Source organism: Pontibacillus halophilus JSM 076056 = DSM 19796 (assembly GCF_000425205.1).
Classification (GTDB): domain Bacteria; phylum Bacillota; class Bacilli; order Bacillales; family BH030062; genus Pontibacillus_A; species Pontibacillus_A halophilus.
Genome location: NZ_AULI01000006.1, coordinates 55419 through 78862 on the forward strand (window position 1 = coordinate 55419; position 23444 = coordinate 78862).

Here is a 23444-nt window from a genome sequence, read left to right on the forward strand (position 1 = left end):
CGCTTTGAAGCTGTTATTCAGTTGTGTCTTTCAACGACATAAATCATTATAACATGTTCTCACTCACATGCAAAGGTAAGTGATGGAAGCTATCGGTACTGACTATTCTTAACGGCGCGATCAATATCTCGTTTCGCCTGTTTACGCTTCAAGTCCTCTCGCTTGTCGTATTTCTTCTTCCCTTTACCAAGACCGATTAATAGCTTGGCAACGCCATCTTTAATATACAGCTTAATGGGAACGAGCGAATAGCCTTGCTGTTGTGTTTCACCGATTAGCTTGTTGATTTGTTTTCGGTGCAGAAGCAGTTTACGAGCTCGTGTCGGTTCGTGGTTGAAGATATTCCCTTGCTCATAAGGAGAGATGTGCATGTTGTGAATGTAGACTTCTCCTTTATAAATACGTGCAAAGGATTCCTTTAAGTTCACTCTTCCTGCACGGATCGATTTAATCTCTGTTCCTTGAAGCACAATTCCAGTCTCATACGTTTCTTCTATAAAAAAGTCATGGTTCGCTTTTTTATTTTGGGCTACGGTCTTTCCCATTCCTTTGGCCATAAGCTTCTTCCTCCTCGTATTACGTAACCCGTATTTTATCATCTTTCTGCTTTATTTACCAATTGTTCGGGACATAACTATACTCGTTACACTTCAACAGTTCTTGTAAATAGACACCGAATAAAAGCTGTGAGAAGATAATGCTGCAAATGATTGAAAAGGGGTCCTCGACGTGCACTCACACACACTTCAAATAAGAAAACTCACAAATGATGATTACGATTCTCTCCTACACATGGATACGGGTATACAAGATGATTACGTTGTACGTATTTTCCCGCAACTCGTAAGTTCAAACACCCAAGCGCTATACGGGTTGTTTGAAGGGGACGTAATGAAGACGGTTGCTGGGTATACCATCTTCGCTGACCACTTTGCAATGCTTGGGCGGTTACGAAGCGATCGCCGCTTCTACTCTAAAGGCTATGCTACAGAATTACTTTCTTATATTATTCAGGATTTACGAAAGCTAGATAACGTTCAATGGATTGGTGCACATACTCAAATTGAGAATAAACCGGCTCGCCGTGTACTTGATAAATTGTCCATCTCCCCAGTCGAATCTACTTATCATGCAGCAATAGACGATTGGCAACACCTTGGAGAAATAGACCCTGGAACAAGATGGGAAGAAGTGACACAACTACATGAGAAGAAAGCTTGGATTCAGAAACTCAGCGAAACGAGCTTCCGCATCTATCCTTATGAAATGTATTATCCATTCCCTTATGTAGAACAACTTCTGTCAGATGCCTACATCGAGTCCTCGGCATTCTACGTGAATGATGATGGTACGAGATATGTGATGATGAAAGAAGACGTCAAGCGGGTTAGACGTACTCATGTGAAATATCTATGGGACGACCTTCACGAACAAAGAGGACTTTGGCGAACGATTGCATACGAAGCTGCTAAGCATCCGAACAATGAGGCGCCATGGATTGATGTTCTTCCGACAGTTTATGAAGCGTTGCAGGATGAGCACGGAATGGATTTCAGCGAAGAATGGATCTTATATGGAGATTGGAAGGAATAGATTAAAGTAAGGAAAAGGGGCGTTCTGCACTGTCAGAACGCCCCTTCTCTGATCTAATTTTTATTTTCTTTTCTTCTTGGCTTTTGGAACACCTTTGTTCTTGTAGAACGGGCGCTCATCGCTTTGACTTCCTTTATTCGCCTTGCCTTTTGTGAAGCTGCCTTTCTTCTTACGCGAGCGAGATTTTTCTTTGTTATTGTCCTTCTCGCCCTCGCGTTTCGGGCCTTTACGTCCTCCAACTCGCTTGGCTGGAATGACTTTCTGTCCTGATGGGCGGTCGCCCCTACGTTTAGGTGGCTCCATACCGACCATTTCAAAGTCCACAACACGCTCATCAATGTTTACATGAACAACACGAACTTTCACTTCGTCCCCAATTCGGAACACACTTCCCGTACGTTCTCCAATCATTGCATACGCACGCTCATCGAAATGGTAATAGTCGTCTGTTAAATAGCTGACATGAACTAGGCCTTCAACTGTATTTGGAAGTTCAACGAATAGTCCGAAGTTCGTAATGGAACTAATGACTCCATCAAATTCTTCCCCGACCTTGTCTTGCATGTATTCCGCCTTCTTCAAGTCGTCCGTCTCACGTTCTGCATCTACTGCACGACGTTCTCGGTCTGAGGAGTGACGTGCGATATCAGGAATTTGCTCATCCCAATGTTCGCGCGTCTTCTGGTCAACCTTCCCTTTAATAAGGTACTCACGAATGAGTCGGTGTACCGTCAAGTCTGGGTAACGGCGAATTGGTGATGTGAAGTGCGTATAGAATTCTGTCGCCAACCCGAAGTGCCCGAGATTCGTTTCGTCATATCGAGCTTGTTGCATGGAACGAAGCATTAACTTCGAGATGACCATATCTTCTTGTGTACCTTTGACTGCTTCTACAACTTCCTGCAATGCTCGAGGATGAACATCTCCTGCTGTTCCTTTCACGGAATAGCCGAAGTTTGTAATAAACTCGAAGAAGAACTGGAGCTTCTGTTCATCTGGTTCTTCGTGAACACGATGAATAAATGGAACGTTCATCCAGTGGAAATGCTCATCAACCGTTTCGTTTGCTGCTAGCATAAATTCTTCAATCAGGCGTTCTGCAACCGAACGTTCTCGCAAGACAACGTCTTTCGCTGTCCCTTCATCGTCTACTAGTACTTGAGCTTCTTTAAAGTCGAAATCAATCGCACCTCTAGAGAATCGTTTCTTACGAAGAATCGCTGCTAAGTCTTCCATGTTCTTAAACATAGGAACTAGGCTCTCGTAGCGTGATTTTAATTCTTCATCGTCTTCAACTAGGATGTTGTTCACGTCTGTATACGTCATCCGCTCATTTGTCTTAATAACAGAAGCAAAGATTTCGTGATTCACTACTTCACCTTCTGGGTTAATTTCCATATCACATGACAGCGTTAGACGATCAACTTGTGGGTTCAAAGAACAGATCCCATTCGAGAGTCTGTGAGGAATCATCGGAATCACTCGGTCCACCAAGTAGACACTCGTTCCACGTTCACGAGCTTCCTTATCAATTGGAGAGCCTTCTTGTACATAATGCGTCACGTCGGCAATGTGAACGCCAAGCTGGTAGTTACCATTGTCGAGTTTCACGACGTTTACGGCATCATCCAAGTCTTTCGCATCAGCACCATCGATGGTAACCATCGTACGGTCACGAATATCTTTACGATTTGCAACTTCAGACTCATCAATCGTTTCAGGTGTGTTCGTCGCCTGCTCAATCACCTCTTCAGGGAAATCAGACTTAATTCCATGCTTGTAAATAATGGAGAGAATATCAATGCCTGGGTCGTTCTTGTGACCTAGAATTTCAAGTACTTCTCCTTCTGCACTCATGCGCCCCTCAGGGTATTTCGTAATCTTAACGATGACTTTGTGGCCATCCACTGCGCCATTCGTTTTCCCTTTCGGAATGAAGATATCGTTTGGAATTCGCTTGTCATCCGCAACAACGAATCCAAAGTAGCCATTGTCCTGATACGTTCCTACAATTTCGCTCATGTTCCGTTCAATGATGCGGATTACAGTACCTTCAGGACGCTTGCTCTCATCCGTTCTTGTTTCAATCCGCACGAATACGATATCGCCGTTCATGGCAGAATTCAAATCGGAATGATGGATGTACACATCATCCTTTTCACCATCTTCTGGAATCAAGAACGCAAATCCTTTCGCATGCATTTGAATTCTACCTTTGATAAGGTTCATCTTCTCAGGGAGACCATAGCGGTTCTTTCTTGTCCGAACAAGCTCTCCTTCTTCTTCTAGTTCATTTAACGATTTCATCATATCTGTGAAATCAATCGGTCCATTCTCCTGAAGCGCTTCTTCAAGGTCTTGAACTGACAAAGGCTTTGTTGCTTCTTCACGTATATAGGTGAGTAATTGTTCCTTTGTTACTTCACTCAAACCATCACTTCCTTCCGAATCCTCTTTTTATCTATTATTCCACTGTCCAATCGAGTGATTCCAAGAAGTTATAAATATCTTCATGGAGTTGTTCACGTTCTTTGTCCAATGTTATGGCATGTCCTGATTCCGTATACCACTTCAAGTCTTTCGTGTCAGATTCAACAGTGTTGTAAATGTAGGTCGCACTATCCGTATTGATGACTTCATCTTGCTCCGCCTGAACGACCATAATTGGCGTATAGATGGTATCAATCTCATCATGAACTTCTTTAATGAACTTCCCAAGTTCTTGGAACGTTTCAGTAGAATGTTCAATCAACCAATCCATTTCTTCTTGGATCGTCTCTTCTGTCTTTCCTTCTAATTTCTTATACTCTTTAATGAAGGTTTTGAAACTACCCGTTAGTTCTTTCTCGTTGTCAAAGAACATAGGGGTACACATTGGAACAACCCCTTTAATCGGAGTTGAGTAGGAAAGGCGTAGTGACATTACACCACCTAGAGATAATCCAACGACCGCAATCTCTTCGTAGCCTGAATCCTTCAAATGTTGAAGTCCTGCTTGTGCATCTTCCCACCAATCTGCTGGTGTCGTTTTAATTAACTCTTCTGGTGCGACACCATGTCCACTATAAATAGGAGCATGCGTTGTATATCCGTTCTTTTGTAAATAACGGCCTAACATCCTTACATCAGCGGAATGGCCTGTAAATCCATGTAATAATAATACCGCACGGTTTCCTCCCTCAAACGTAAATGGTTGTGGTTGTTTAATTTGCATGTAAATCACTCCTTTATTGTTGTCTGTATACTAGGTCGAATTAGGTCGCTTAAGAACCATTACAGTCATGTATCAGGAAAACGTTTCTACTATATGAGAATGATTCCATCCTACCATGAAACGCCCCTCTGCGCATTATGTATCCATTCCCATTAAACAATCTGAAAAAACAGCCATATCCAATTCCAACCCCTCTTTCAAGCATCATTGTCAAGCTTTGTAATCTCTTATATGATATAGATTGAAACTAAACAATACATTCATTACATAACAAAGGAAGGATGTCTATGAATCAGACCCGTACTTGGCTAGCACTTGTCGTTGTAGCAGTAGCTACCATTTCAATAATCCCCATGCAGAATATCGTTACTAACGGTTTCTTTTATGTAGCTAATGGAGGGGATATTAAAGCCCAATACATTCATTATTTTAATGAATTTCACGAATTGGTCCGAAGTGGAGAACTTCCATTTTGGAGCTGGGAATATGCTTTAGGAGGAAGCTTCTGGAACGATTACGGCTACTATATGCTAGGAGACGTGTTCATTTGGCCGTTACTTGCCTTGCCAGTAGATTTCTTTCCACACGCCAATATACCTATAGCGATTATTAAGCTGATACTCATGGCGGTGGGTGCTTTCTTACTATTAAATAAGTTACACATCAACTTCCACTTCGCGTTTATTGGCAGTTTAGCCTATACATTCACAGGTTATCACATTGAATTTTTCTATATTCATTATTTCTTCTTAAATATTGCTGTATTCTTCCCTTACATATTGTTAGGATTTGAACGGTTAACCCGCTCAAATAAACCAGCTCTCTTTGTAGTTATGGTGTTCCTCGCTAGCATCGGGAATTTTTATTTTATGTTCATTCTTACTTTAGGCATATTACTGTATGCCCTCTATCGTTTCTTCACGTTGACAGACAAGAAAAGAATTAAAGGTTTTGTCTCGTATCATTTACATTGGGGGTTGTATTATTTAATCGGACTGGGATTATCCATGCCAATCTTTCTTCCTTCCTTATATAGCTTCCTCAACTCAAATGCATCATATCGTCCTGAAATTCAACAGGAACTCTACGGTGGAGTAAAGGAAACATTGGTAAGTACGTATCAACTATTAAGTTGGAATGGTGGCATGAGTTTCTTTCCGCTCCTTTTCATCCCACTGGCATTTATTCAATTTAAACGGTTTAAAGCGTTAGTGACTTTGATCACAGTACTTTTAATAATCGTGGGAGTGCCACCTTTATTAAGTGCGCTCGGCGGCTTTAGTAACCCGACAGAGTTTAGAAGCTTCCCAATCGTGAATATGCTCATGATTGTGTTCACAGTGACGGTGCTCAATCAGACTGATTTCACTAAGGTAAGACATGCTTTTGTGCTTCTGTTGAGTAGCCTGTTTTTGTCATATTTATATTATCTTTTCCCGTTCAACCGCTATCCACTATTGACGGCTATTTTACCACCCGTGTTTGCAACCACATTTGCTCTTTTTAGCTACACAAAGAGCAATGCTATCAAAAGAAGTCTATTTGTTGCGTCAGCTTCTGCACTTATTCTGTTCTCGTATATAACCGTTAGTACGTTTGTTAGCGATTTGATTTCTAAGTCAACGAACACCGATACTGAACAAATTGCACATAAAGGCGTTTGGAGCGTATTCCCTCTTATGGATGAAGATGTGTACAAAGCTGTCTATGAAGACAAAGCAATACAAACTGTAGTGAATGAACTACGGCCAGGTCCTGAAGAATTTTACCGAATGAATGTACATTCCAATTCGGTTCGATACAACTCTGCAATGACTTATGGGTACAATCATACGACCGCCTATCAATCCCTTTTGCCTTGGGACGTTCAACAGTTCGAGATGGATATACTAGCTGAGACCGGAACGAGAAGCTTGAATTTAAATAAAGGCTACTTAAATAGTACGTACATGAATTCACTAATTGGAAATCGATATCACATTTTCACTGACCAAGGTACATCAGGTTCATTCAACCTTTATGGTTACGAAGAACGTACTGTAGATCAAAGTGTTGTATTTGAAAACAACTATAGAATGCCATTCGGCTTTCTCTACCACGATGTTGCAACGAACGAACAGTTATTGTCCTCATCTTATGGCTTTCGTGACAGGCTGCTGTTTGAAACTGCTTTTGTAAATGAAGAGAATGTAGACGCACAATTACAGACTACCGTTGAACAGCCGAAGTCAGTGAAACAGATTGGAACAATGTCTACGATTGAATGGCCACAGTCTGCACAAGCGGAACAAGTACAAACAGGCATTAAGGTATCTTCTGATGAACCCATTACGTTTACGCTTCCCATCCAAGAACATACCCGAGGGCAACTATCTGTTGCTATGGAGTTTGAAGCACGAACTCCTACTGAAGGAATACATGTGACAGCAGAAACAGATACAGGACAGTCGCTTGCCTTCCAGAAAAATATGTCACGTGGCAGCTACAAGCTTAAGCAATATCACTACAGTTCAACTGTAAACGCTGTAAACTTTAACTTTGGTATAGACGAATCCGCGCGTTCTATTCATCTCACCATTAAACCAGGAACCTTTGTGATACAGAAGATCACAGCATTTATTGACGATTTCTCAGGTTATAAAGAAATTTATAAACAGCGACAAGAGGAAGCCCTACACATCACGGAATTTAACAATAACTCGCTACAAGGTTTAATTCATGTAGAGGAGAAAGGGCTTCTAAACCTATCCATCCCTTACCATGAAGGGTGGAAAGCTTATGTGGATGATGAAGAAGTGAACACCATTAAAGTGAACAGCTTGCTTACCGGAATTTACCTTGACAAGGGAGTTCACGATGTAAAGCTTACTTTCACGCCATCTGGACTCTTACTGGGGTTGATTGTGTTCGCCCTCTCAATACTGGCCTACTTCATCCTCGCCATTAGGAAACCATTTAGAAATAATAAATACAGAATATAAGAAGAACCCTAATGGGATGAGTCTCCCATTAGGGTTCTTCTTATATTTAGGTGATATCTCACAAATAAAAAAAGACCCCCACAACCATGTGGCGGTCTACTCTTACTATGATTTATTGAGCTACGTATGCTAACACGAACGTTAGAACGAAAAGAAGCGTTCCCGTTACGATTGTCCCACGATGCAAGAACGCGTCTACACCTCGCGCCTTCTGCTTTCCGAATAATTGTTCAGCCCCACCTGAAATTGCTCCAGAAAGACCCGTTGTCTTACTTGATTGTAGAAGTACCAAAGTTATTAGTGCAACTGCATCAATAATTAATAACGTGATAAATAGACCAGTCATACACTCCACCTCCTAAGCGGACAAATAGCTATATTAAATTTAGCATATTCCCATTTATACGGCAACCTCATCTTCCAAGCGCAGCGTATGACTGAAATGCTTTTAATATTTGATTGAATTTGAATGTTATTTGATAGTTATTGAATGTTTATGGTGTTTTGTGATTGAAAAATGTAAGGGCTTCCTTTATAGTGAAGGTAGAACAGTTGGAGGTGTTCAACATGCTTACACCAGAACGACATCGAATAATCTTAAACTGCCTCGAGAATCAGCAAGTGGTCAAGCTCCAAGAACTTGTTCAGGCCACCTCGAGCTCTGAATCCACGATTCGAAGAGACCTAGACCAGCTTGAGAAAGAATATAAACTCCGTCGAGTTCACGGAGGTGCAACCTTAGCATCACAACATAAAGAGGAACCGAGCTTAAGTGAGAAGTCGGTTGTCGCTCGCGAAGAAAAGAAAGCCATTGCACAATTCGCATCTACTCTCATCCGAGACGGTGACTCCATCTTCCTTGATGCCGGAACCACAACTTATGAAATGATCCCTTATTTAAGAGACCGCGATATTCAAGTCGTAACAAATGGTCTTTCTCTATTGGAAGCGTTGACATCAGAAGGGATTCCTACGTATTTAACAGGCGGTTACGTCAAACATAAGACAAGAGCATTAGTTGGACATAGTGCTGTGAAAGGGATTCAGAACTTCCGCTACGATAAATGCTTCCTTGGAGTAAATGCTGTTCATAGCCAACACGGCTATACGACGCCAGACCCTGAGGAGGCGGCAGTTAAACAAGAAGCCATTGGATTATCTGAAGTAGCTTTTGTTCTTGCAGATGAGAGCAAGATGGAGCGTGTAACCTTTACCGCCATCGCCCCTTTACATGCAGCAACCCTAATTACAAACGTAACTCATGCTGAACTTCTATCAGAACTAGAAAAAAACACTACAGTAAAGGTTGTGACTACATGATCTACACCGTCACCCTAAATCCTTCCATTGATTACATCATGCATGTTGATGCTTTCCATGAAGGCGATTTAAATCGAGCTCATACGACCCATTCCTACGCAGGTGGCAAAGGAATCAATGTGTCCAGAGTGTTGAAGCGATTGAACGTTGAGACTACTGCGCTTGGCTATGTAGGAGGATTTACAGGAGAATTCATTAAGAACGCTCTTCATAAAGAAGGTGTACGTCACTCATTCGTACAGATTCATGAGGACACAAGAATTAACGTCAAATTAAAATCTTCCACAGAATCAGAGATTAACGGCCCTGGGCCTTCGATTACAGAAGAGCAACAACAAGCATTGCTACAGCAGGTTGAAGAACTCTCAGCCGGGGATTATTTAGTCGTTGCCGGCAGTATTCCTAAAGCCGTTGATGATAAGTTCTACAATCAGTTGGCGAGCATATGTGAAGCAAATAAAATTCAATTTGTAGCCGACACCTCCGGCAAGGCGCTTAAAGACTTAATTGGAACAAAGACTTTCCTACTAAAGCCAAATCACCATGAATTAGGTCATCTCTTTGAAACGGCCGTAAATACGAAGGATGACGCCATTTACTATGGTAGAAAGCTTGTGGAACAAGGTGCACAGCACGTCATTGTTTCAATGGGTGGAGCTGGCGCAATTCTCATTACAGAAGAAACAACTGTTATAGCCGAAGTGCCTAAGGGCGAAGTCATTAATTCTGTAGGAGCTGGCGATTCCCTCGTATCAGGATTCATTGGCGGTTATGTGAAAACGGAAAATCCAGTAGAAGCCTTTCGTCACGGTGTGGCATCAGGTACTGCCACAGCATTTAGCAGCGACTTATGTGAGAAAGATGAAGTGGAGAGACTCTTGGCGCAGGTACACATTCAAGAGATTAACTAAGGGGGAACTAAGATGAGGATTACAGATCTACTCAAACAAGACACGATGATCTTAGAATTATCGGCCACATCGAAATCTGACATTATTGAAGAGCTTGCGTCTAAATTAGATGAAGCGGGACGACTTCACGATAAGACCGCTTTTATCGAAGCGATTCAAGCTCGAGAAGAACAAAGTACAACGGGCATTGGCGAAGGGATTGCGATTCCACATGCTAAGACCGCTGCTGTAAAGGAACCCGCTATCGCATTTGCGCGCTCAGAAGAAGGGCTTGATTATGAGTCCTTAGATGGGCAATCCACGCACTTGTTCTTTATGATCGCTGCTTCTGAGGACGCTGGTCAAGCTCATTTGGAAACGTTATCGAGTTTATCAACACTCCTTATGGACGAAGCATTTCGTCAGAAACTTCTCGCCGCGGAATCACGTGAGGAAGTTGTTCAGCTTATTGATAGGAAGGAAAATGAGAACACTACAGAGGAAGAAGAAACAAGTGAATCAGCTAAACAGTCAGAAGAAGCGTATGTAATCGCCGTTACGGCATGCCCTACTGGAATTGCTCATACGTACATGGCAGCAGATAAGTTAAAGGCAACAGCGAAAGAAATGGGCGTTAGAATCAAAGTTGAAACGAACGGCTCAAGTGGTGTTAAAAACCGCTTAACGTCAGAAGACATCGAACGTGCTAAAGGGGTTATTGTTGCAGCAGATATTGAGGTCGCTACGGATCGATTTAAAGGAAAACACGTTGTACAGGTCCCTGTTGCGAAAGGAATTCACGAGCCAGAGCAATTAATCACAAAGGCTGTTGAACAAAACGCCCCTATCTTCCAAGGAGGCGGAGATGAGGAACAGAAAGAAAGCTCCGAGAAGGAAACACGCTCTGGATTTTACAAGCACATTATGAACGGTGTATCCAATATGCTGCCTTTCGTCGTTGGTGGCGGAATCTTACTCGCCCTAGCCTTCTTTATTGAGACGTTCACATCAAGCGATAACGAACTCGTACAGCTATTAATGACCATTGGAGGAGATAATGCATTCTTCCTTCTCGTTCCAGTTCTAGCCGGCTTTATCTCACAAAGCATTGCCGGTCGCCCAGGTCTTGCTCCTGGTATGACAGGTGGGTTAATTGCAATTACAGTTGGAGCAAGTAGTTCAGGTTTCTTAGGTGGATTAATTGCTGGTTTCCTAGCCGGTTACGTCACGCTTCTTGTCATTAAAGTATTTGAGAAGCTTCCATCTTCATTAGATGGTCTCAAAACCGTTCTGTTCTATCCTGTTTTCTCTATTCTCATTACTGGGGTCATAATGGCACTTGGTAACCCACTCCTTGGTCAACTCTACGGTGGACTTCAAACTTGGCTTGAAGGGCTAGGAACTTCCAACCTTATATTGATAGGCGTTGTCGTTGGTGGTATGATGGCTGTTGACATGGGTGGTCCATTTAATAAGGCCGCTTATACATTTGGTCTTGCGATGATTGATGCAGGTAACTACGAATATATGGCCGCTATAATGGCTGGAGGTATGACTCCACCACTTGGCTTGGCTTTAGCGACTACATTCTTTAAGAAGAAATTTACGAAACAAGAGCGAGAAACGGGTAAATCTGCATATGCACTTGGACTTTCCTTCATTACAGAAGGTGCCATTCCGTTTGCAGCTGCTGACCCAGCACGAGTTATTCCATCGGCTGTTGTAGGTTCAGCTATTGCAGGTGCGCTCTCCATGCTCTTTAGTATAGGATCACAAGCTCCACACGGTGGTGTATTTGCTGCCGCGCTCGTATCCGGTTCAGAAGGATTGTCTGCACCATTTCCACAGTTACTTTATCTATTAGCCATTGTCATTGGTTCAATTGTAACCGCATTATTAGTTGGTGTTTTAAAGAAAGACATCAAGAGTTAATCAATGTATAATAGATAACATGTTGATCATCAACTATGAATAACATTCAGGAGGTTTTCATTTTATGGTTGAACAAACAGTAACCATTACATCTGAAGACGGGGTACATGCGCGTCCTGCTACTGTCCTCGTCCAATCCGCAGGAAGCTATTCTGCAAACGTTAACTTAGAATATAACGGAAAAACCGTTAACCTTAAATCCATCATGGGAATTATGTCTTTAGGCATCCCATCAGGTGCTGAAGTAAGAATTACAGCAGAAGGCTCTGATGAGCAAGAAGCAGTAGACGGCGTCGTTGCAACAATGAAAAAAGAAAACCTGGGGGAATAAGACATGACTATCAAGGGGATCGCAGCTTCTAGCGGTATCGCCATTGCCAAGGCTTACCGCATGGAAGTTCCTGACCTTTCTTTCGAGAAGACATCAGTAGACAATAGAGAACAAGAAGTTGCTCGCTTCCGTGACGCAATTGAAATTTCTAAATCTGAACTTGAGAAGATTAAGAACCATGCTCTTGAGCAATTAGGTCAAGAGAAAGCGGAAATCTTCTCTGCCCACCTACTCGTTCTTCAAGACCCTGAACTCATTCAGCCAATTGAAGACAAGATTAACAACGAGTCTGTAAATGCTGAGGCAGCTCTAGACGAAACTGCTAACATGTTCATTACGATGTTCAAGAGTATGGATAACGAATATATGCGCGAACGTGCAGCTGACATTCAAGATGTGACGAAGCGTGTCATGGCACACCTTCTAAACGTAACATTCCCTGACCCAGCGCTAATCGACGAGCAAGTGGTTATTATCGCTGAAGACTTAACGCCATCTGATACAGCACAGTTGAACAAAGAATTCGTACAAGGATTCACAACAGATATCGGTGGTCGTACATCCCACTCTGCAATCATGGCACGTTCTCTTGAGATTCCTGCTGTAGTAGGTACGAAAGAAGTAACGAGCACAATCCAAAAGGGTGACCTTGTCATCGTTGACGGGATTAATGGCGATGTCATCGTACACCCAACGGATGAGCAAGTGGAAACATACAAGAAAAAGCAACAGCAATACGAGGATCAAAAAGCTGAGTGGGCGAAATTAAAAGATGAGCCTACAATCACTGCTGACAACGAGCACGTAGAACTTGTTGCCAACATTGGAACGCCTGATGATACTGTCGGCGTAATGAACAATGGCGGCGAAGGTGTAGGCCTTTACCGTACTGAGTTCCTTTACATGGGTAAAAGTCAGCTTCCAACAGAAGATGAGCAGTTTGAATCGTACAAAGCTGTGCTTGAACAAATGGGAGACAAGCCCGTTGTCGTTCGTACGCTAGACATCGGTGGAGACAAAGAATTAGATTATCTTGACCTACCACATGAGATGAACCCATTCCTTGGTTTCCGTGCGATTCGTCTATGCCTAGAGCGTGACGATATCTTCCGTACACAGCTACGTGCTCTATTACGCGCAAGCGTTTACGGCAACCTTAAGATCATGTTCCCAATGATCGCGACGTTGTCTGAGTTCCGTGAAGCGAAAGCACTCCTTCTTGAAGAGAAACAGAACCTAATCAATGAAGGTGTTCAAGTATCTGAAGAGTTTGAAGTGGGAATCATGGTCGAAATCCCAGCTACTGCTGTCATCGCAAAGCAATTTGCGAAAGAAGTAGACTTCTTCAGTATCGGAACAAACGACTTGATTCAGTACACAATGGCAGCTGACCGTATGAACGAACGTGTATCCTACTTGTACCAACCGTACAACCCAGCTATCTTAAACCTAATCAACAACGTAATCGAAGCAGCACACGCTGAAGGCAAGTGGGCTGGCATGTGTGGCGAAATGGCAGGAGACGAAATTGCAATCCCTATTCTTCTTGGCCTTGGCCTAGACGAATTCTCCATGAGCGCAACGTCTATCCTTCCAGCACGTACACAAATCCGCAGCCTTTCTAAACAGGATTGGACTTCTTACAAAGATGAAATCCTAGCTATGAGCACAGCAGAAGAAGTTGTTGAATTTGTAAAAGAAAAAGCAAACATTCAATAGATTGTTGGAAAGCAGCCTCTTAATGAGGTTGCTTTTTTTGTGTCTCCGCTTCCTTTTGGGTCTTGTATGTAGAATTTCGGCAGGTCCCTGACCTCTTCAATCGTTACAATATAGGAGTAAACGAAATTTAGGCTAGGGTGCAACATATTCAAAAGGAGATGGATAATTGCAATTGCATATTCAATGTATGATTATTCGTTTATACATGGATTGCACGCTACTGATAACTAGTGATTTCCCTTCATCACAAGGCATATGTAGAATGACACAATCACTTCCCCTACTACACAATACTATCAGAAGATACACTCTCCCCCTTCCGCAATCCACAACTTTCTCCCAAACCTATACCTGGACGTATTAATATTCAACTTAATTTATATTTTTTCATAAAATTCTCTTACAATCTCAAAAACTATGTGTTAATATGCATATTAACGAATAATTAATCATAAAAGGGGAGCTTGAACGATGAAAAAGGGAATCTTGTATACACTTATGATGATGACACTACTAGTTGTAGCTGCTTGTGGAAGTAGCGTAGATGGACAATCTAGCGAAGATAAGAAAAAGCTAGTGATGGGAACATCCGCTGACTATAAACCTTATGAATTTATCGATACTGATCAAAGCGAAGACATTATCGGCTTCGATATTGATATTGCAAATCATATTGCTGATGAGCTTGGTTACGAACTAGAAGTTCGCAACATGGACTTTAATGGATTAGTTGCTGCGCTGAATAGCAATAAAGTAGACTTTGTTATTTCTGGTATGACTCCTACAGAGAAACGTAAGGAGCAAGTTGATTTCTCCGATATCTACTACGTAGCGAAAGATGCAATTGTATTTAATGGGGAAGATGGCTATAAAGAGCTATCAGACCTCGAAGGGAAAACGGTTGGGGTTCAGCTCGGTTCTATTCAAGAAGAGCTTGCGAAAGATTTGGAACAAGAAATTGATGGGCTAAAGATTAAATCATTAGATACCATCCCAAACCTTGTTCAAGAGCTGAAGGCAGGAAGAATTGATGCAACCATCATTGAGAATACAGTTTCAAAGGGTTATCTAGAAGCAAATGATGGACTCGGCCAATTTGAAGTCAATGATCAAGGAGAGCAAGGGTCTGCCATTGCATTTCCTCAAGGAAACGATGAACTTGTCCAACAGTTTAACGAGGAAATTAGCAACATGAAGGAAAGCGGAAAAATGGATGAACTAATTCAGAAATGGTTCGGAGAGCAGTAAGGAGCTGAAGTCCAATGAATGATGTATTAAATTCTATCCCATTTATCTTAAAAGGAATCATCGTCACATTAGAATTTGTTGTTGTATCTGGTATACTAGGATTTGTCATTGGAGTCTTGCTCGCACTAGCGAAGATGGGCAAGAGTAAAGGATTAAAGCGTGTCGCAGATGGCTATACAGCCATCTTTCGTGGCACCCCGCTCTTATTGCAACTCATTTATATTTATTATGTCACGCCTCAAGTTACCGGCTGGGATATCCCGGCTTTTGCAGCTGGTGTCATTGCCTTCTCATTAAATTCGGGGGCATATGTATCTGAAATCATTCGGGCTGGAATACAGTCTATTGACAAAGGACAGTTTGAAGCAGCACAAGCTCTTAACCTTCCTTATTGGAAGACGATGCGCCATATCATTCTTCCACAGGCCATTAAGCATATCTTACCTGCCTTAATGAATGAGTATATTATGCTTGTGAAAGAATCTGCGGTTATTTCCGTCATCGGTGCGGTAGACATCTTACGTAGAGCCCAAATCGTCGCAGCAGACACCTTTAACTATTTAATGCCGCTTACAATCGCCTTAGTGATCTACTTCACTATGGTGCGTACACTAGAAGTATTCGGCAACAAACTCGAGAAAAGGATGAGTTACAGTGATTGATATCCAACATCTCTATAAATCCTTCGGAAAGACTTCCGTACTCAATGATATTACAACTTCCGTCCATAAAGGAGATGTTGTGGCCGTTATCGGTCCTTCCGGTTCCGGGAAATCAACTCTCCTCCGTTGTTTGAACGGACTAGAGACGATTACCGACGGACACGTAACCGTAGACGGGACGGAGTTGACAGAGAAGACGTTATCCGAGATTCGCAAGAAATCTGGTATGGTGTTTCAACACTTCCACCTTTTCCCACATATGAGCGTTCTTGACAATATTACATTTGCCCCTCGCCATACGTTAGGGAAAACGAAAGAAGAAGCTGAAAACACCGCTTATGAACTCCTCCATACTGTAGGGTTATCAGAAAAAGCTGATACGTTCCCAAATCAGTTATCAGGTGGACAGAAGCAACGTGTTGCAATTGCACGCGCACTTGCCATGAACCCTGAGATTATGCTATTTGACGAGCCTACTTCTGCTCTTGACCCTGAGATGGTTAAGGAAGTACTCGATGTGATGAAACAACTAGCCAGCACCGGAATGACAATGGTCGTCGTCACCCATGAAATGGGCTTTGCACGGGAAGTAGCGGACCGTATCCTATTTCTTGATGAGGGCTATGTGGTGGAGGAGGCAACTCCAAGTGACTTCTTCCAAAACCCAAGAACAGACCGTGCCAAGTCGTTCCTAGAGAAAGTACTTTAAATAATAGGCCAATGAGGTGCTCCTCATTGGCCTTTATTACGTATAAGTTCCATAGAGATCAATAGTACATTCGGTGCAACCTCAATCTCTTCATAGGCTTTAAATCCAAATTTCTCATAGAGTGCAATAGCTGGAATGTTCATTTTACCAGTCATCACGCGGACCTTGGTTTGGTTATTATGTAGACCGAGCACATACTGTAACAACGTTGTACCAATACCCGTTCTAAAATAGGTAGGGTGTACAACTAATCTTGTAATGTCTAATACCCCAGCTGTTTCATCATCCTCAATGGAAACGAACCCAACTAAATGCCCTTCTACATGATAACCATAGTAGAGTTCTTCACTGTCTTGAATATCCTCGGCAGACTCGTTCAAAGGGGGAATGTCTTTAAATCCTAGTAACTCCGCCTCTACTTCATAAGCAGGAAGCTGTAGATTTATGATTCTTTCACAAACACTCTGGTCTGATGTGCATAACGGTTGAATCACCTATACCCCTCCTCTCTTTGCGAGTATAACACCAAAGTTAAAGACAGACCCTCCCGTCTAGGGAGAATCTGTCTTCTTGTTTAGTCTATAACCGATTTGAGACGTTTGGCCATACTTGTGTACACATCTTTCCAATACTCATGATTTTCACGGAATCCCTTAGTTAAGAAGAGAATCATCTGCTTTTCTTTCTCTTTAAATGTAGGATCGTCTTTAGATGGCAAGTTGTTGCGACCATGGTCTACAATTTCCTGCATCTTCTCTGAGCGAGGTCCCCATACGGCAACTTGTTCGCCTTCATTGTTGATGAAGATCATAATTGGAATAGACTTCGCTCCATTCGTTAAGTGCTTCTCCATCAAGGACGGGTTATCATCTCGGAGAAGAAAACGAACACCCATGTTCCCTGCTTCTGCAAGCTTAAGAAGGATTGGCACATTGAGCATGGCGTCTCCACACCAGTCTTCTGTTATAACCAATACGCGTAAGTCCTGTTCATATAGCTTCTTAAAAAAGGCATCATCCGATGGAACCTCAAATTCGTCATAAATGTTCACGACATCTTCTTGATACTTCGTCATAGATGATACGTACTCTTGAGGAGTCATCCCATCCTCATACCATGCATTATAGTCCATAAGCTTCACCTCTTCTGCGTTATTATAGTAGGTCGTCTATTCGATAAATGGAACCATTCTCTAACCGGCCTTCTTTCATATGACGATAGAGAGTGCTGGCTACAAAATCCGTATCTCTTAATATTCCCTTTTCCTTCATCTCTCTAAACTTACTGACATCCTGGAACGCACCCTCATCCGAAGAACGAATGACCCCTTGCATTTCTGTGTCCATAACCCCTGGGCTAAATCCGATTACGTGGACATCAGTACCGTTCTCTTGCTGCTCAAGAGCCATCGTTTCCGTGAATTGGTTTAAAGCCGCTTTACCACTTCCGTAAACGCCCCAGCCATAGACTGGACGCTTCGCTGCACCTGAGCTTACATTTATGACATACAAGTTGTTCCCTAGTGTTCGTAAGGCAAGGTCCGTAATTAGTATCGGAGCAATAACATTGACATGCATATGCGTCACAACGGCCTTGTGGTCTAGACTTCCTACTTTCTCGATTGGTTCAATGACCCCTGCATTGTTGACAAGATACACATATTCCGCCTCTTTATCCTGAACATACTGGTAAATCGAAGTGAAGGTATCGGTTAATTCGCTCTCATAAGCAAGATTACAGCTGTAATGAACATAATCGAGTTGCTTCTCCTCAGCCATATTTGCTAACTCTTCGTTTTTCGTTCGAGATACACCAATAATATGCACCCCGTCCTCTATAAACTGCTTCGCAATAGAAGCGCCGAGCCCTTTCGAAATCCCTGTTACAATCGCGTATTTCATTGTTCTTCCCCCGATCATTCATTTCCTTTAGTATACCGAACAACAAGCAACATATAAAAGAAAATGACCAGTACGTTTGTTATTCGTCTTCTTCGAGCTTAGCCCCTTCTACATGTTTTCGGTTCATATCATGCTTTGTTTTTCGGTACTGCGTAGATTTAAATATGATGTCAAAATCATAGTCTTCCGGATAAAGATGTTCAGCTTTAATATGAAGCTTTAGACGCTTATGATTATAGCGTCTCTTCTCTTCTTTCACTTGAACAATATAGTCCCCATTCTCATCTGGTCCTTTGTATATAATCCCTACTTCATTTGAAGGCTTAACCGTCACATTGTCCCCTTGCTGGTACGCCGATTCTTGTTTTGGCTTTGGTTTAGATGTAAGCCTACTCCTTGCATATCGGTTCGTTGCCACTTGCTTCTTCATTCGTTCAGTCATTTCTTCAACGGAATAGTTTCCATGTTCTTTATAAGTGATTTCGTGCGCTTTCTCTACAATGGATGGATGCATCCCTAGTTTAATTGCAATTTGGAACGCCTGACTATTGCCCGTCTCACCAATTAGTAATCGATAAGTAGGGCGTAACGAGTGTAGGTCAAATTCCATGGAGCCGTTGATAAATCCTTCTCGCTGCTCTGCGAACTCTTTCATCTCATTATAATGGGTCGTTGCGAACAGCATGGCACCTTTCTCATACAACTTATCTAATATGGCCGTTGCAAGTCCCATGCCCTCACTTGGGTCTGTACCAGAACCTAGTTCATCTAACAACACAAGAGAATGGTCATTCGCCTCTTCCAACACGGAAATAATATTTCTAAGACGAGAGCTAAACGTACTCAAATTTTCGGTGATGCTCTGTCCGTCTCCGATGTCGACGAACACATTCTGAAATAAATGAAGTTCTGTCCCTGGTTGAGCTGGGATATGAAGACCTACCTGATTCATAAGCGTGAGTAATCCTACTGTTTTCAACGTAACTGTCTTGCCTCCCGTATTTGGACCTGTAATAACGAGCGCATAATCAGGATCCTTAAGCGTAACCGTTAAAGGAACAGCAGATTCACCAAGTAACGGGTGACGACCTTCAACAATACGAATGCAGTATTCCTCGTTAATTGCAGCCGGAATTCCTTTGATGGCCATACTATATTTAGCTTTAGCTACAATGACATCGTATTGATGCATAATCTCAACCGCTAGAGACAACTCACGCTCGTGTTCAAGGATTAACCCCGTCAAGTAGTAAAGAATTTGTTCAACTTCTCGCTCTTCCGCCATTTTCAGTAAAGACAATTCCTCTTGTAACGCCTCCACTTCCTTCGGTTCGACAAATAGGGTGGAACCAGAAGCAGATGTGTCTACAATACTCCCTTTTACTTTGCTACGGTATTCCCGCTTAACAGGTACAGCGAGGTGTCCGCCCTTCTCAACGACCATTTGATCTTGTAAATAAGTCGCATACTTTGGTGATTTGGCAATTTTAGAGGCACGTTCCTTAACCACTGCCCGTTTATCTGCAATAGCCTTACGTAACCTTGCCAATTCCTTCGTCGCATAGTCATCAATTGCAGTATGGCGAAGACATCGAGATAGCTCCTCATCCAATTGGGATAAGTCCTCTATGGAATCAACATAAGTTGAAATCGTCGGTGCCACAAATGATTTATCATTCATATACCTCTTTAACTTTGCAACATGATCGATAAAGGAGTGCATAGCTACAAGTAACTCCGCACGTATAAATTGCCCTTTTCTTGCTTGCTCTAACTGTTCAAGAACTCCTTCAATTGAATGGATAGGAATACTCGCACTCTTCGTTAACATCTCAACACCTTCACTCACCTCCCGAAGCCAGCTCTCAATCTGACGTCGGTGATAGGAAGGTGCTAATTGTAGAATTGTTTCGCTACCTCGCTTCGTATGTGCATAAGCAGCTACTTCGTTCAATATTTTATGAAATTCGAGAGATTGATACGTAACAGTATTCAATGTGATTCCCCTTTTTAATTTTAGAATAATAAAAAAAAGAGCTACAGACACATGACGTCTGTAGCTCTTCCAAAAGGATATACTCATCCCCTACAACGAAAAAAGACTATGACACGAATGCCATAGCCTTTAGGGAACGACCTTAAAGGATTGCTATGATCATCATTGTTCTTAACTAACCTCAAAAAGGGTATAACAAACTAAACTTACGTAGATGTAAGTTTTTACCTCTTTTTGAGCCTGTATGAAATTCAGGTTAGTTAAGAACAACCACACTCATAAATCATTCTCCTTCTTGGTTGTAAAGGATAAGTATATCTTTATACGTTAACCTTACAAAAAACTTTCTAAAATGTCAACGAAGAGAGACAGCATCACTCTCATTCGGTACAATAATGTCAGAAAGGGCGGATACAATGTTATTATCTTTATTTACTGTTCTTCTTGTAGAGTTTGTAGCACTCTTCATTGTGAGCAAAACGACTAACAAATGGACAAAAATAGGGCTCATAGGAGCATATGTGATATGGGGTGTTCTATTCTATTTACTATCCTCTCAACATGAAGGGGAAGCGTTATACCAGACTGTAGCGATTGGTTCTATTCTCTATATTGTGCCACTAATCGTCATAGCTAGCGTTAAAACGTATCATTTCCTGGGCAATCAACTGACAGAGATATCCAAGCTTCTCCTTTATACGCTAATGCTAATAGGGGCTTATCTATTGATTGGACTCATTGTCGTGTTACTCTTTGCATTCGTTTTCATCGGCATTCAAATATAATAGAATGAATATTTCTACTTTTTTTACTTCTATTAATCTTCTTGTATGACTACGTAACCAATGCTACAATCCTTAACAACAACTTTATTCGGATTCCTTATATAAATGTGGTGATATGGTCCACAAGTTTCTACCTAGCTACCGTAAATGGCTAGACTATAAGGAAAGACTAGTAGATGTTGCGTCTAGTTGACCAACTCTTAATCTACCTCTTTCCTTTTTCGATAGGAAAGAGGTTTTTTATTTTGCTTGGATGTCAGACGTCTTACTGCATAAGGAATCCACACCACAGACAATTAGGAGGAACTCATGTGAACATCTTATCTGGACTACTTTCATTACTCATTTTAATTTCTCTAGCATGGCTACTTAGCAGCAATCGCAAAATGGTGAAGTGGCACACCGTACTTGTCGGGATCGCATTAGAAGGTATTTTTGTCTATTCCATGCTCAATTTAGCTTGGGGACAATATATCCTTAAGAAAGCTGCCCTCTTCATACAGGAAGTGATTGACTACAGTTCGGCTGGAATCGATTTCTTATTCGGTCCTTTGTTCGGGGAAACGACAATTAATTATATGTTTGCCATTAATGTTCTTGGCGCATTAATTTTCATTTCTGCACTTATTTCAGCTCTCTATCACATTCGACTCTTACCAGTTATCGTCAAAGCACTTGGCACCATTGTCGGCAAAGTACTCAAAACGTCTAAAGTTGAATCATTTAGTGCGGTCGGGAACACATTCCTTGGCGTGGCGGAGGCTCCTCTTCTTGTAAAGCCTTACCTTTCTCGCATGACTCGTTCTGAGACCTTTGCCATCATGGTGGGAGGAACGGCATCTGCAAGTGGAGCCATTCTCGTTGGTTACGTTGAAATGGGAATCGATCTAACGTATCTTCTTATCTCCATTTTCAGCGTTCCTTTCGTTTCGCTCACGATGGCAAAGCTCCTTGAACCTGAAACAGAGTCCTCCGAATTAGATGGCGAGGAAATTAACATGTCACGCTCGAACCATGCCAATGTTTTCGAGGCTATCTCAGATGGTGCTGTAAATGGGGTGAAACTAGCTTTAAATATTGGTGGACTACTACTCGCCTTCATCAGTATGCTAGCACTCGTAAATGGGTTGCTCGGGCTTGTTAATACAGATTTAGCGACGATATTTGGCTATCTGTTTTACCCATTTGCCTTATTGATTGGCGTTCCAGTGGCGGATGCCTTTCAAGCTGCTTCATTAATCGGTACGAAGCTTGCATCGAATGAGTTTCTTGCCTATAAGCAGCTAACTGATAACGTAAGTGATTTGTCTCCAACGACAATCGCCATTATGTCCGTTGCCCTTTGTAACTTCGCTAATCTGTCTTCCATTGGCCAACTCATCGTAGGATTAGGTTCCTTGTCCCCCGAGAAACAGCCCATTGTAGCCAAACTTGGATTGAAAGCCATCGTCGGCGGGACATTAGCTAGCTTTATCACTGCAATCTTCGTATCTATGTTTATCTAATCTTAATTCATATAAATAAGTTAAAAAGCCTTACTGATTCTGTCAGTAAGGCTTTTTAATGAAAGTTATCGACGATTGACTTGCCTTGGTATCCCATGTAATACGCCCATTCTTTAAAGAAGAAAGGAAGTTTCGTTTCAAGCGATTGATAGGCAGAAGTTTCAGTTGGAGAGGCTTTCACTTCCATTCCAATTTGCTTCGCCATAAGAATTGCTCGCTTCATATGGAGTGGGTCACTCACAAGTGTATACGTATCAATCTCTTGTTCTTGGCCAATCTGATAGGCATTCTCTAGATTTTCCTGAGTAACACCTGATGTATTCTCAATCAGAATATCTTCCTCAGGAACACCATTATTAATTGCATACATTTTCGCTACTTCGGATTCTGCGTATTCAGCTCCTTTTCCCTTTCCACCGGTGAAGATGAGCTTATCTACATTTCCTTCTTCATATAACTTAATCCCCTGTTTAATCCGTTCTTCGAAAACGGGTGAAGGCTTGTTGTAATAGGCAGCTGCACCTAATACAACAGCTGCTTCCGTGTCTTCAGGTGGATGCTCTCCCTCAAATGTCCAGATCGAATAGCCTGTATAGCCCACATAAAGAACAACCAGAAGCACAATCAATCGGAAAATCTTCTTAAACATTCTTATTCT

Annotated in this window: 21 protein-coding genes and 1 riboswitch; of the genes, 12 read left to right on the top strand and 9 right to left on the bottom strand. The window is 42.0% G+C overall.

Annotated elements, in window-relative coordinates; genetic code table 11:
- Positions 1-89: 89 nt before the first annotated feature.
- Positions 90-557, bottom strand: a complete 468-nt coding sequence (gene smpB, locus H513_RS0106070) for an SsrA-binding protein SmpB (protein ID WP_026799941.1) — start codon at positions 555-557, stop codon at positions 90-92.
- Between the two features lie 172 nt (positions 558-729).
- On the opposite strand from smpB, the gene H513_RS19670 reads away from it, so the two are divergent.
- Complete coding sequence (locus tag H513_RS19670) at positions 730-1593, top strand: GNAT family N-acetyltransferase (RefSeq protein ID WP_036769401.1); 864 nt, start codon at positions 730-732, stop codon at positions 1591-1593.
- A 60-nt stretch (positions 1594-1653) separates the two neighbouring features.
- Here H513_RS19670 and rnr read toward each other — a convergent pair whose 3' ends face one another.
- Together rnr and H513_RS0106085 are read right to left on the bottom strand one after the other, a co-directional pair.
- On the bottom strand, positions 1654-4023 hold the full coding sequence (gene rnr, locus H513_RS0106080) for a ribonuclease R (RefSeq protein ID WP_026799942.1): 2370 nt from the start codon (positions 4021-4023) through the stop codon (positions 1654-1656).
- Between the two features lie 34 nt (positions 4024-4057).
- On the bottom strand, positions 4058-4807 hold the full coding sequence (locus H513_RS0106085) for an alpha/beta hydrolase (RefSeq protein ID WP_026799943.1): 750 nt from the start codon (positions 4805-4807) through the stop codon (positions 4058-4060).
- 287 nt (positions 4808-5094) lie between these two features.
- Here H513_RS0106085 and H513_RS0106090 point away from each other — a divergent pair, with 287 nt between their 5' ends.
- Complete coding sequence (locus H513_RS0106090) at positions 5095-7788, top strand: YfhO family protein (protein WP_026799944.1); 2694 nt, start codon at positions 5095-5097, stop codon at positions 7786-7788.
- Between the two features lie 112 nt (positions 7789-7900).
- Here the strand turns inward: H513_RS0106090 and secG are convergent, their stop codons facing one another.
- Positions 7901-8134 carry a preprotein translocase subunit SecG gene (secG, locus tag H513_RS0106095; protein WP_026799945.1) on the bottom strand — a complete coding sequence of 78 codons (234 nt, stop codon included), beginning with the start codon at positions 8132-8134 and terminating at the stop codon, positions 7901-7903.
- A gap of 221 nt (positions 8135-8355) precedes the next feature.
- Here secG and H513_RS0106100 point away from each other — a divergent pair, with 221 nt between their 5' ends.
- The 8 genes from H513_RS0106100 (at position 8356) to H513_RS0106135 (ending at position 16599) form a co-directional block, all read left to right on the top strand.
- A complete protein-coding gene (locus tag H513_RS0106100; RefSeq protein WP_026799946.1) occupies positions 8356-9108 on the top strand; it encodes a DeoR/GlpR family DNA-binding transcription regulator in 753 nt (250 codons plus the stop codon).
- Entirely contained in the window at positions 9105-10019 is a 915-nt protein-coding gene (gene pfkB / locus H513_RS0106105) for a 1-phosphofructokinase (RefSeq protein WP_026799947.1), read from the top strand. Before H513_RS0106100 ends, pfkB begins: the two co-directional genes overlap by 4 nt.
- A gap of 12 nt (positions 10020-10031) precedes the next feature.
- A complete protein-coding gene (locus tag H513_RS0106110) occupies positions 10032-11930 on the top strand; it encodes a PTS fructose transporter subunit IIABC (protein ID WP_026799948.1) in 1899 nt (632 codons plus the stop codon).
- Positions 11931-11994: 64 nt separating this feature from the next.
- Positions 11995-12261, top strand: coding sequence for a phosphocarrier protein HPr (locus H513_RS0106115; protein WP_026799949.1), 267 nt, complete (start codon positions 11995-11997; stop codon positions 12259-12261).
- A gap of 3 nt (positions 12262-12264) precedes the next feature.
- Positions 12265-13980 carry a phosphoenolpyruvate--protein phosphotransferase gene (gene ptsP / locus H513_RS0106120; protein ID WP_026799950.1) on the top strand — a complete coding sequence of 572 codons (1716 nt, stop codon included), beginning with the start codon at positions 12265-12267 and terminating at the stop codon, positions 13978-13980.
- A gap of 471 nt (positions 13981-14451) precedes the next feature.
- Complete coding sequence (locus H513_RS0106125) at positions 14452-15228, top strand: transporter substrate-binding domain-containing protein (RefSeq protein ID WP_026799951.1); 777 nt, start codon at positions 14452-14454, stop codon at positions 15226-15228.
- A gap of 14 nt (positions 15229-15242) precedes the next feature.
- Positions 15243-15890, top strand: a complete 648-nt coding sequence (locus H513_RS0106130) for an amino acid ABC transporter permease (protein ID WP_026799952.1) — start codon at positions 15243-15245, stop codon at positions 15888-15890.
- Positions 15883-16599, top strand: coding sequence for an amino acid ABC transporter ATP-binding protein (locus H513_RS0106135; protein WP_026799953.1), 717 nt, complete (start codon positions 15883-15885; stop codon positions 16597-16599). The genes H513_RS0106130 and H513_RS0106135 overlap by 8 nt, the downstream gene beginning before the upstream one ends.
- A gap of 23 nt (positions 16600-16622) precedes the next feature.
- On the opposite strand, the gene H513_RS0106140 is transcribed toward H513_RS0106135, so the two are convergent.
- The 4 genes from H513_RS0106140 to H513_RS0106155 form a co-directional block, all read right to left on the bottom strand.
- On the bottom strand, positions 16623-17093 hold the full coding sequence (locus H513_RS0106140) for a GNAT family N-acetyltransferase (RefSeq protein WP_026799954.1): 471 nt from the start codon (positions 17091-17093) through the stop codon (positions 16623-16625).
- Positions 17094-17173: 80 nt separating this feature from the next.
- Positions 17174-17731, bottom strand: a complete 558-nt coding sequence (locus tag H513_RS0106145) for a thioredoxin family protein (protein ID WP_026799955.1) — start codon at positions 17729-17731, stop codon at positions 17174-17176.
- Positions 17732-17753: 22 nt separating this feature from the next.
- Positions 17754-18500, bottom strand: coding sequence for a (S)-benzoin forming benzil reductase (locus H513_RS0106150; RefSeq protein WP_026799956.1), 747 nt, complete (start codon positions 18498-18500; stop codon positions 17754-17756).
- 79 nt (positions 18501-18579) lie between these two features.
- Positions 18580-20496, bottom strand: coding sequence for an endonuclease MutS2 (locus H513_RS0106155; protein ID WP_026799957.1), 1917 nt, complete (start codon positions 20494-20496; stop codon positions 18580-18582).
- Between the two features lie 395 nt (positions 20497-20891).
- Here H513_RS0106155 and H513_RS0106160 point away from each other — a divergent pair, with 395 nt between their 5' ends.
- Together H513_RS0106160 and H513_RS0106165 are read left to right on the top strand one after the other, a co-directional pair.
- Entirely contained in the window at positions 20892-21281 is a 390-nt protein-coding gene (locus tag H513_RS0106160; RefSeq protein ID WP_211226511.1) for a hypothetical protein, read from the top strand.
- 77 nt (positions 21282-21358) lie between these two features.
- A riboswitch (purine riboswitch) is annotated at positions 21359-21460 on the top strand.
- Between the two features lie 132 nt (positions 21461-21592).
- The gene (locus H513_RS0106165) at positions 21593-22786 is read left to right on the top strand and encodes a NupC/NupG family nucleoside CNT transporter (RefSeq protein ID WP_026799959.1); all 1194 of its coding nucleotides are present in this window, start codon (positions 21593-21595) and stop codon (positions 22784-22786) included.
- 55 nt (positions 22787-22841) lie between these two features.
- Here the strand turns inward: H513_RS0106165 and H513_RS0106170 are convergent, their stop codons facing one another.
- Positions 22842-23435, bottom strand: coding sequence for a YdcF family protein (locus tag H513_RS0106170; protein ID WP_026799960.1), 594 nt, complete (start codon positions 23433-23435; stop codon positions 22842-22844).
- Positions 23436-23444 lie beyond the last annotated feature (9 nt).

Excerpts from the sequence above, each read along its gene's own strand:
- smpB (WP_026799941.1), bottom strand. The coding sequence starts at position 557 with ATGGCCAAAGGAATGGGAAAGACCGTAGCCCAAAATAAAAAAGCGAAC.
- H513_RS0106085 (WP_026799943.1), bottom strand. The coding sequence starts at position 4,807 with ATGCAAATTAAACAACCACAACCATTTACGTTTGAGGGAGGAAACCGT.
- H513_RS0106090 (WP_026799944.1), top strand. The coding sequence starts at position 5,095 with ATGAATCAGACCCGTACTTGGCTAGCACTTGTCGTTGTAGCAGTAGCT.
- secG (WP_026799945.1), bottom strand. The coding sequence starts at position 8,134 with ATGACTGGTCTATTTATCACGTTATTAATTATTGATGCAGTTGCACTA.
- H513_RS0106100 (WP_026799946.1), top strand. The coding sequence starts at position 8,356 with ATGCTTACACCAGAACGACATCGAATAATCTTAAACTGCCTCGAGAAT.
- pfkB (WP_026799947.1), top strand. The coding sequence starts at position 9,105 with ATGATCTACACCGTCACCCTAAATCCTTCCATTGATTACATCATGCAT.
- H513_RS0106110 (WP_026799948.1), top strand. The coding sequence starts at position 10,032 with ATGAGGATTACAGATCTACTCAAACAAGACACGATGATCTTAGAATTA.
- H513_RS0106115 (WP_026799949.1), top strand. The coding sequence starts at position 11,995 with ATGGTTGAACAAACAGTAACCATTACATCTGAAGACGGGGTACATGCG.
- ptsP (WP_026799950.1), top strand. The coding sequence starts at position 12,265 with ATGACTATCAAGGGGATCGCAGCTTCTAGCGGTATCGCCATTGCCAAG.
- H513_RS0106125 (WP_026799951.1), top strand. The coding sequence starts at position 14,452 with ATGAAAAAGGGAATCTTGTATACACTTATGATGATGACACTACTAGTT.
- H513_RS0106130 (WP_026799952.1), top strand. The coding sequence starts at position 15,243 with ATGAATGATGTATTAAATTCTATCCCATTTATCTTAAAAGGAATCATC.
- H513_RS0106145 (WP_026799955.1), bottom strand. The coding sequence starts at position 17,731 with ATGGACTATAATGCATGGTATGAGGATGGGATGACTCCTCAAGAGTAC.
- H513_RS0106150 (WP_026799956.1), bottom strand. The coding sequence starts at position 18,500 with ATGAAATACGCGATTGTAACAGGGATTTCGAAAGGGCTCGGCGCTTCT.
- H513_RS0106160 (WP_211226511.1), top strand. The coding sequence starts at position 20,892 with ATGTCAGAAAGGGCGGATACAATGTTATTATCTTTATTTACTGTTCTT.
- H513_RS0106170 (WP_026799960.1), bottom strand. The coding sequence starts at position 23,435 with ATGTTTAAGAAGATTTTCCGATTGATTGTGCTTCTGGTTGTTCTTTAT.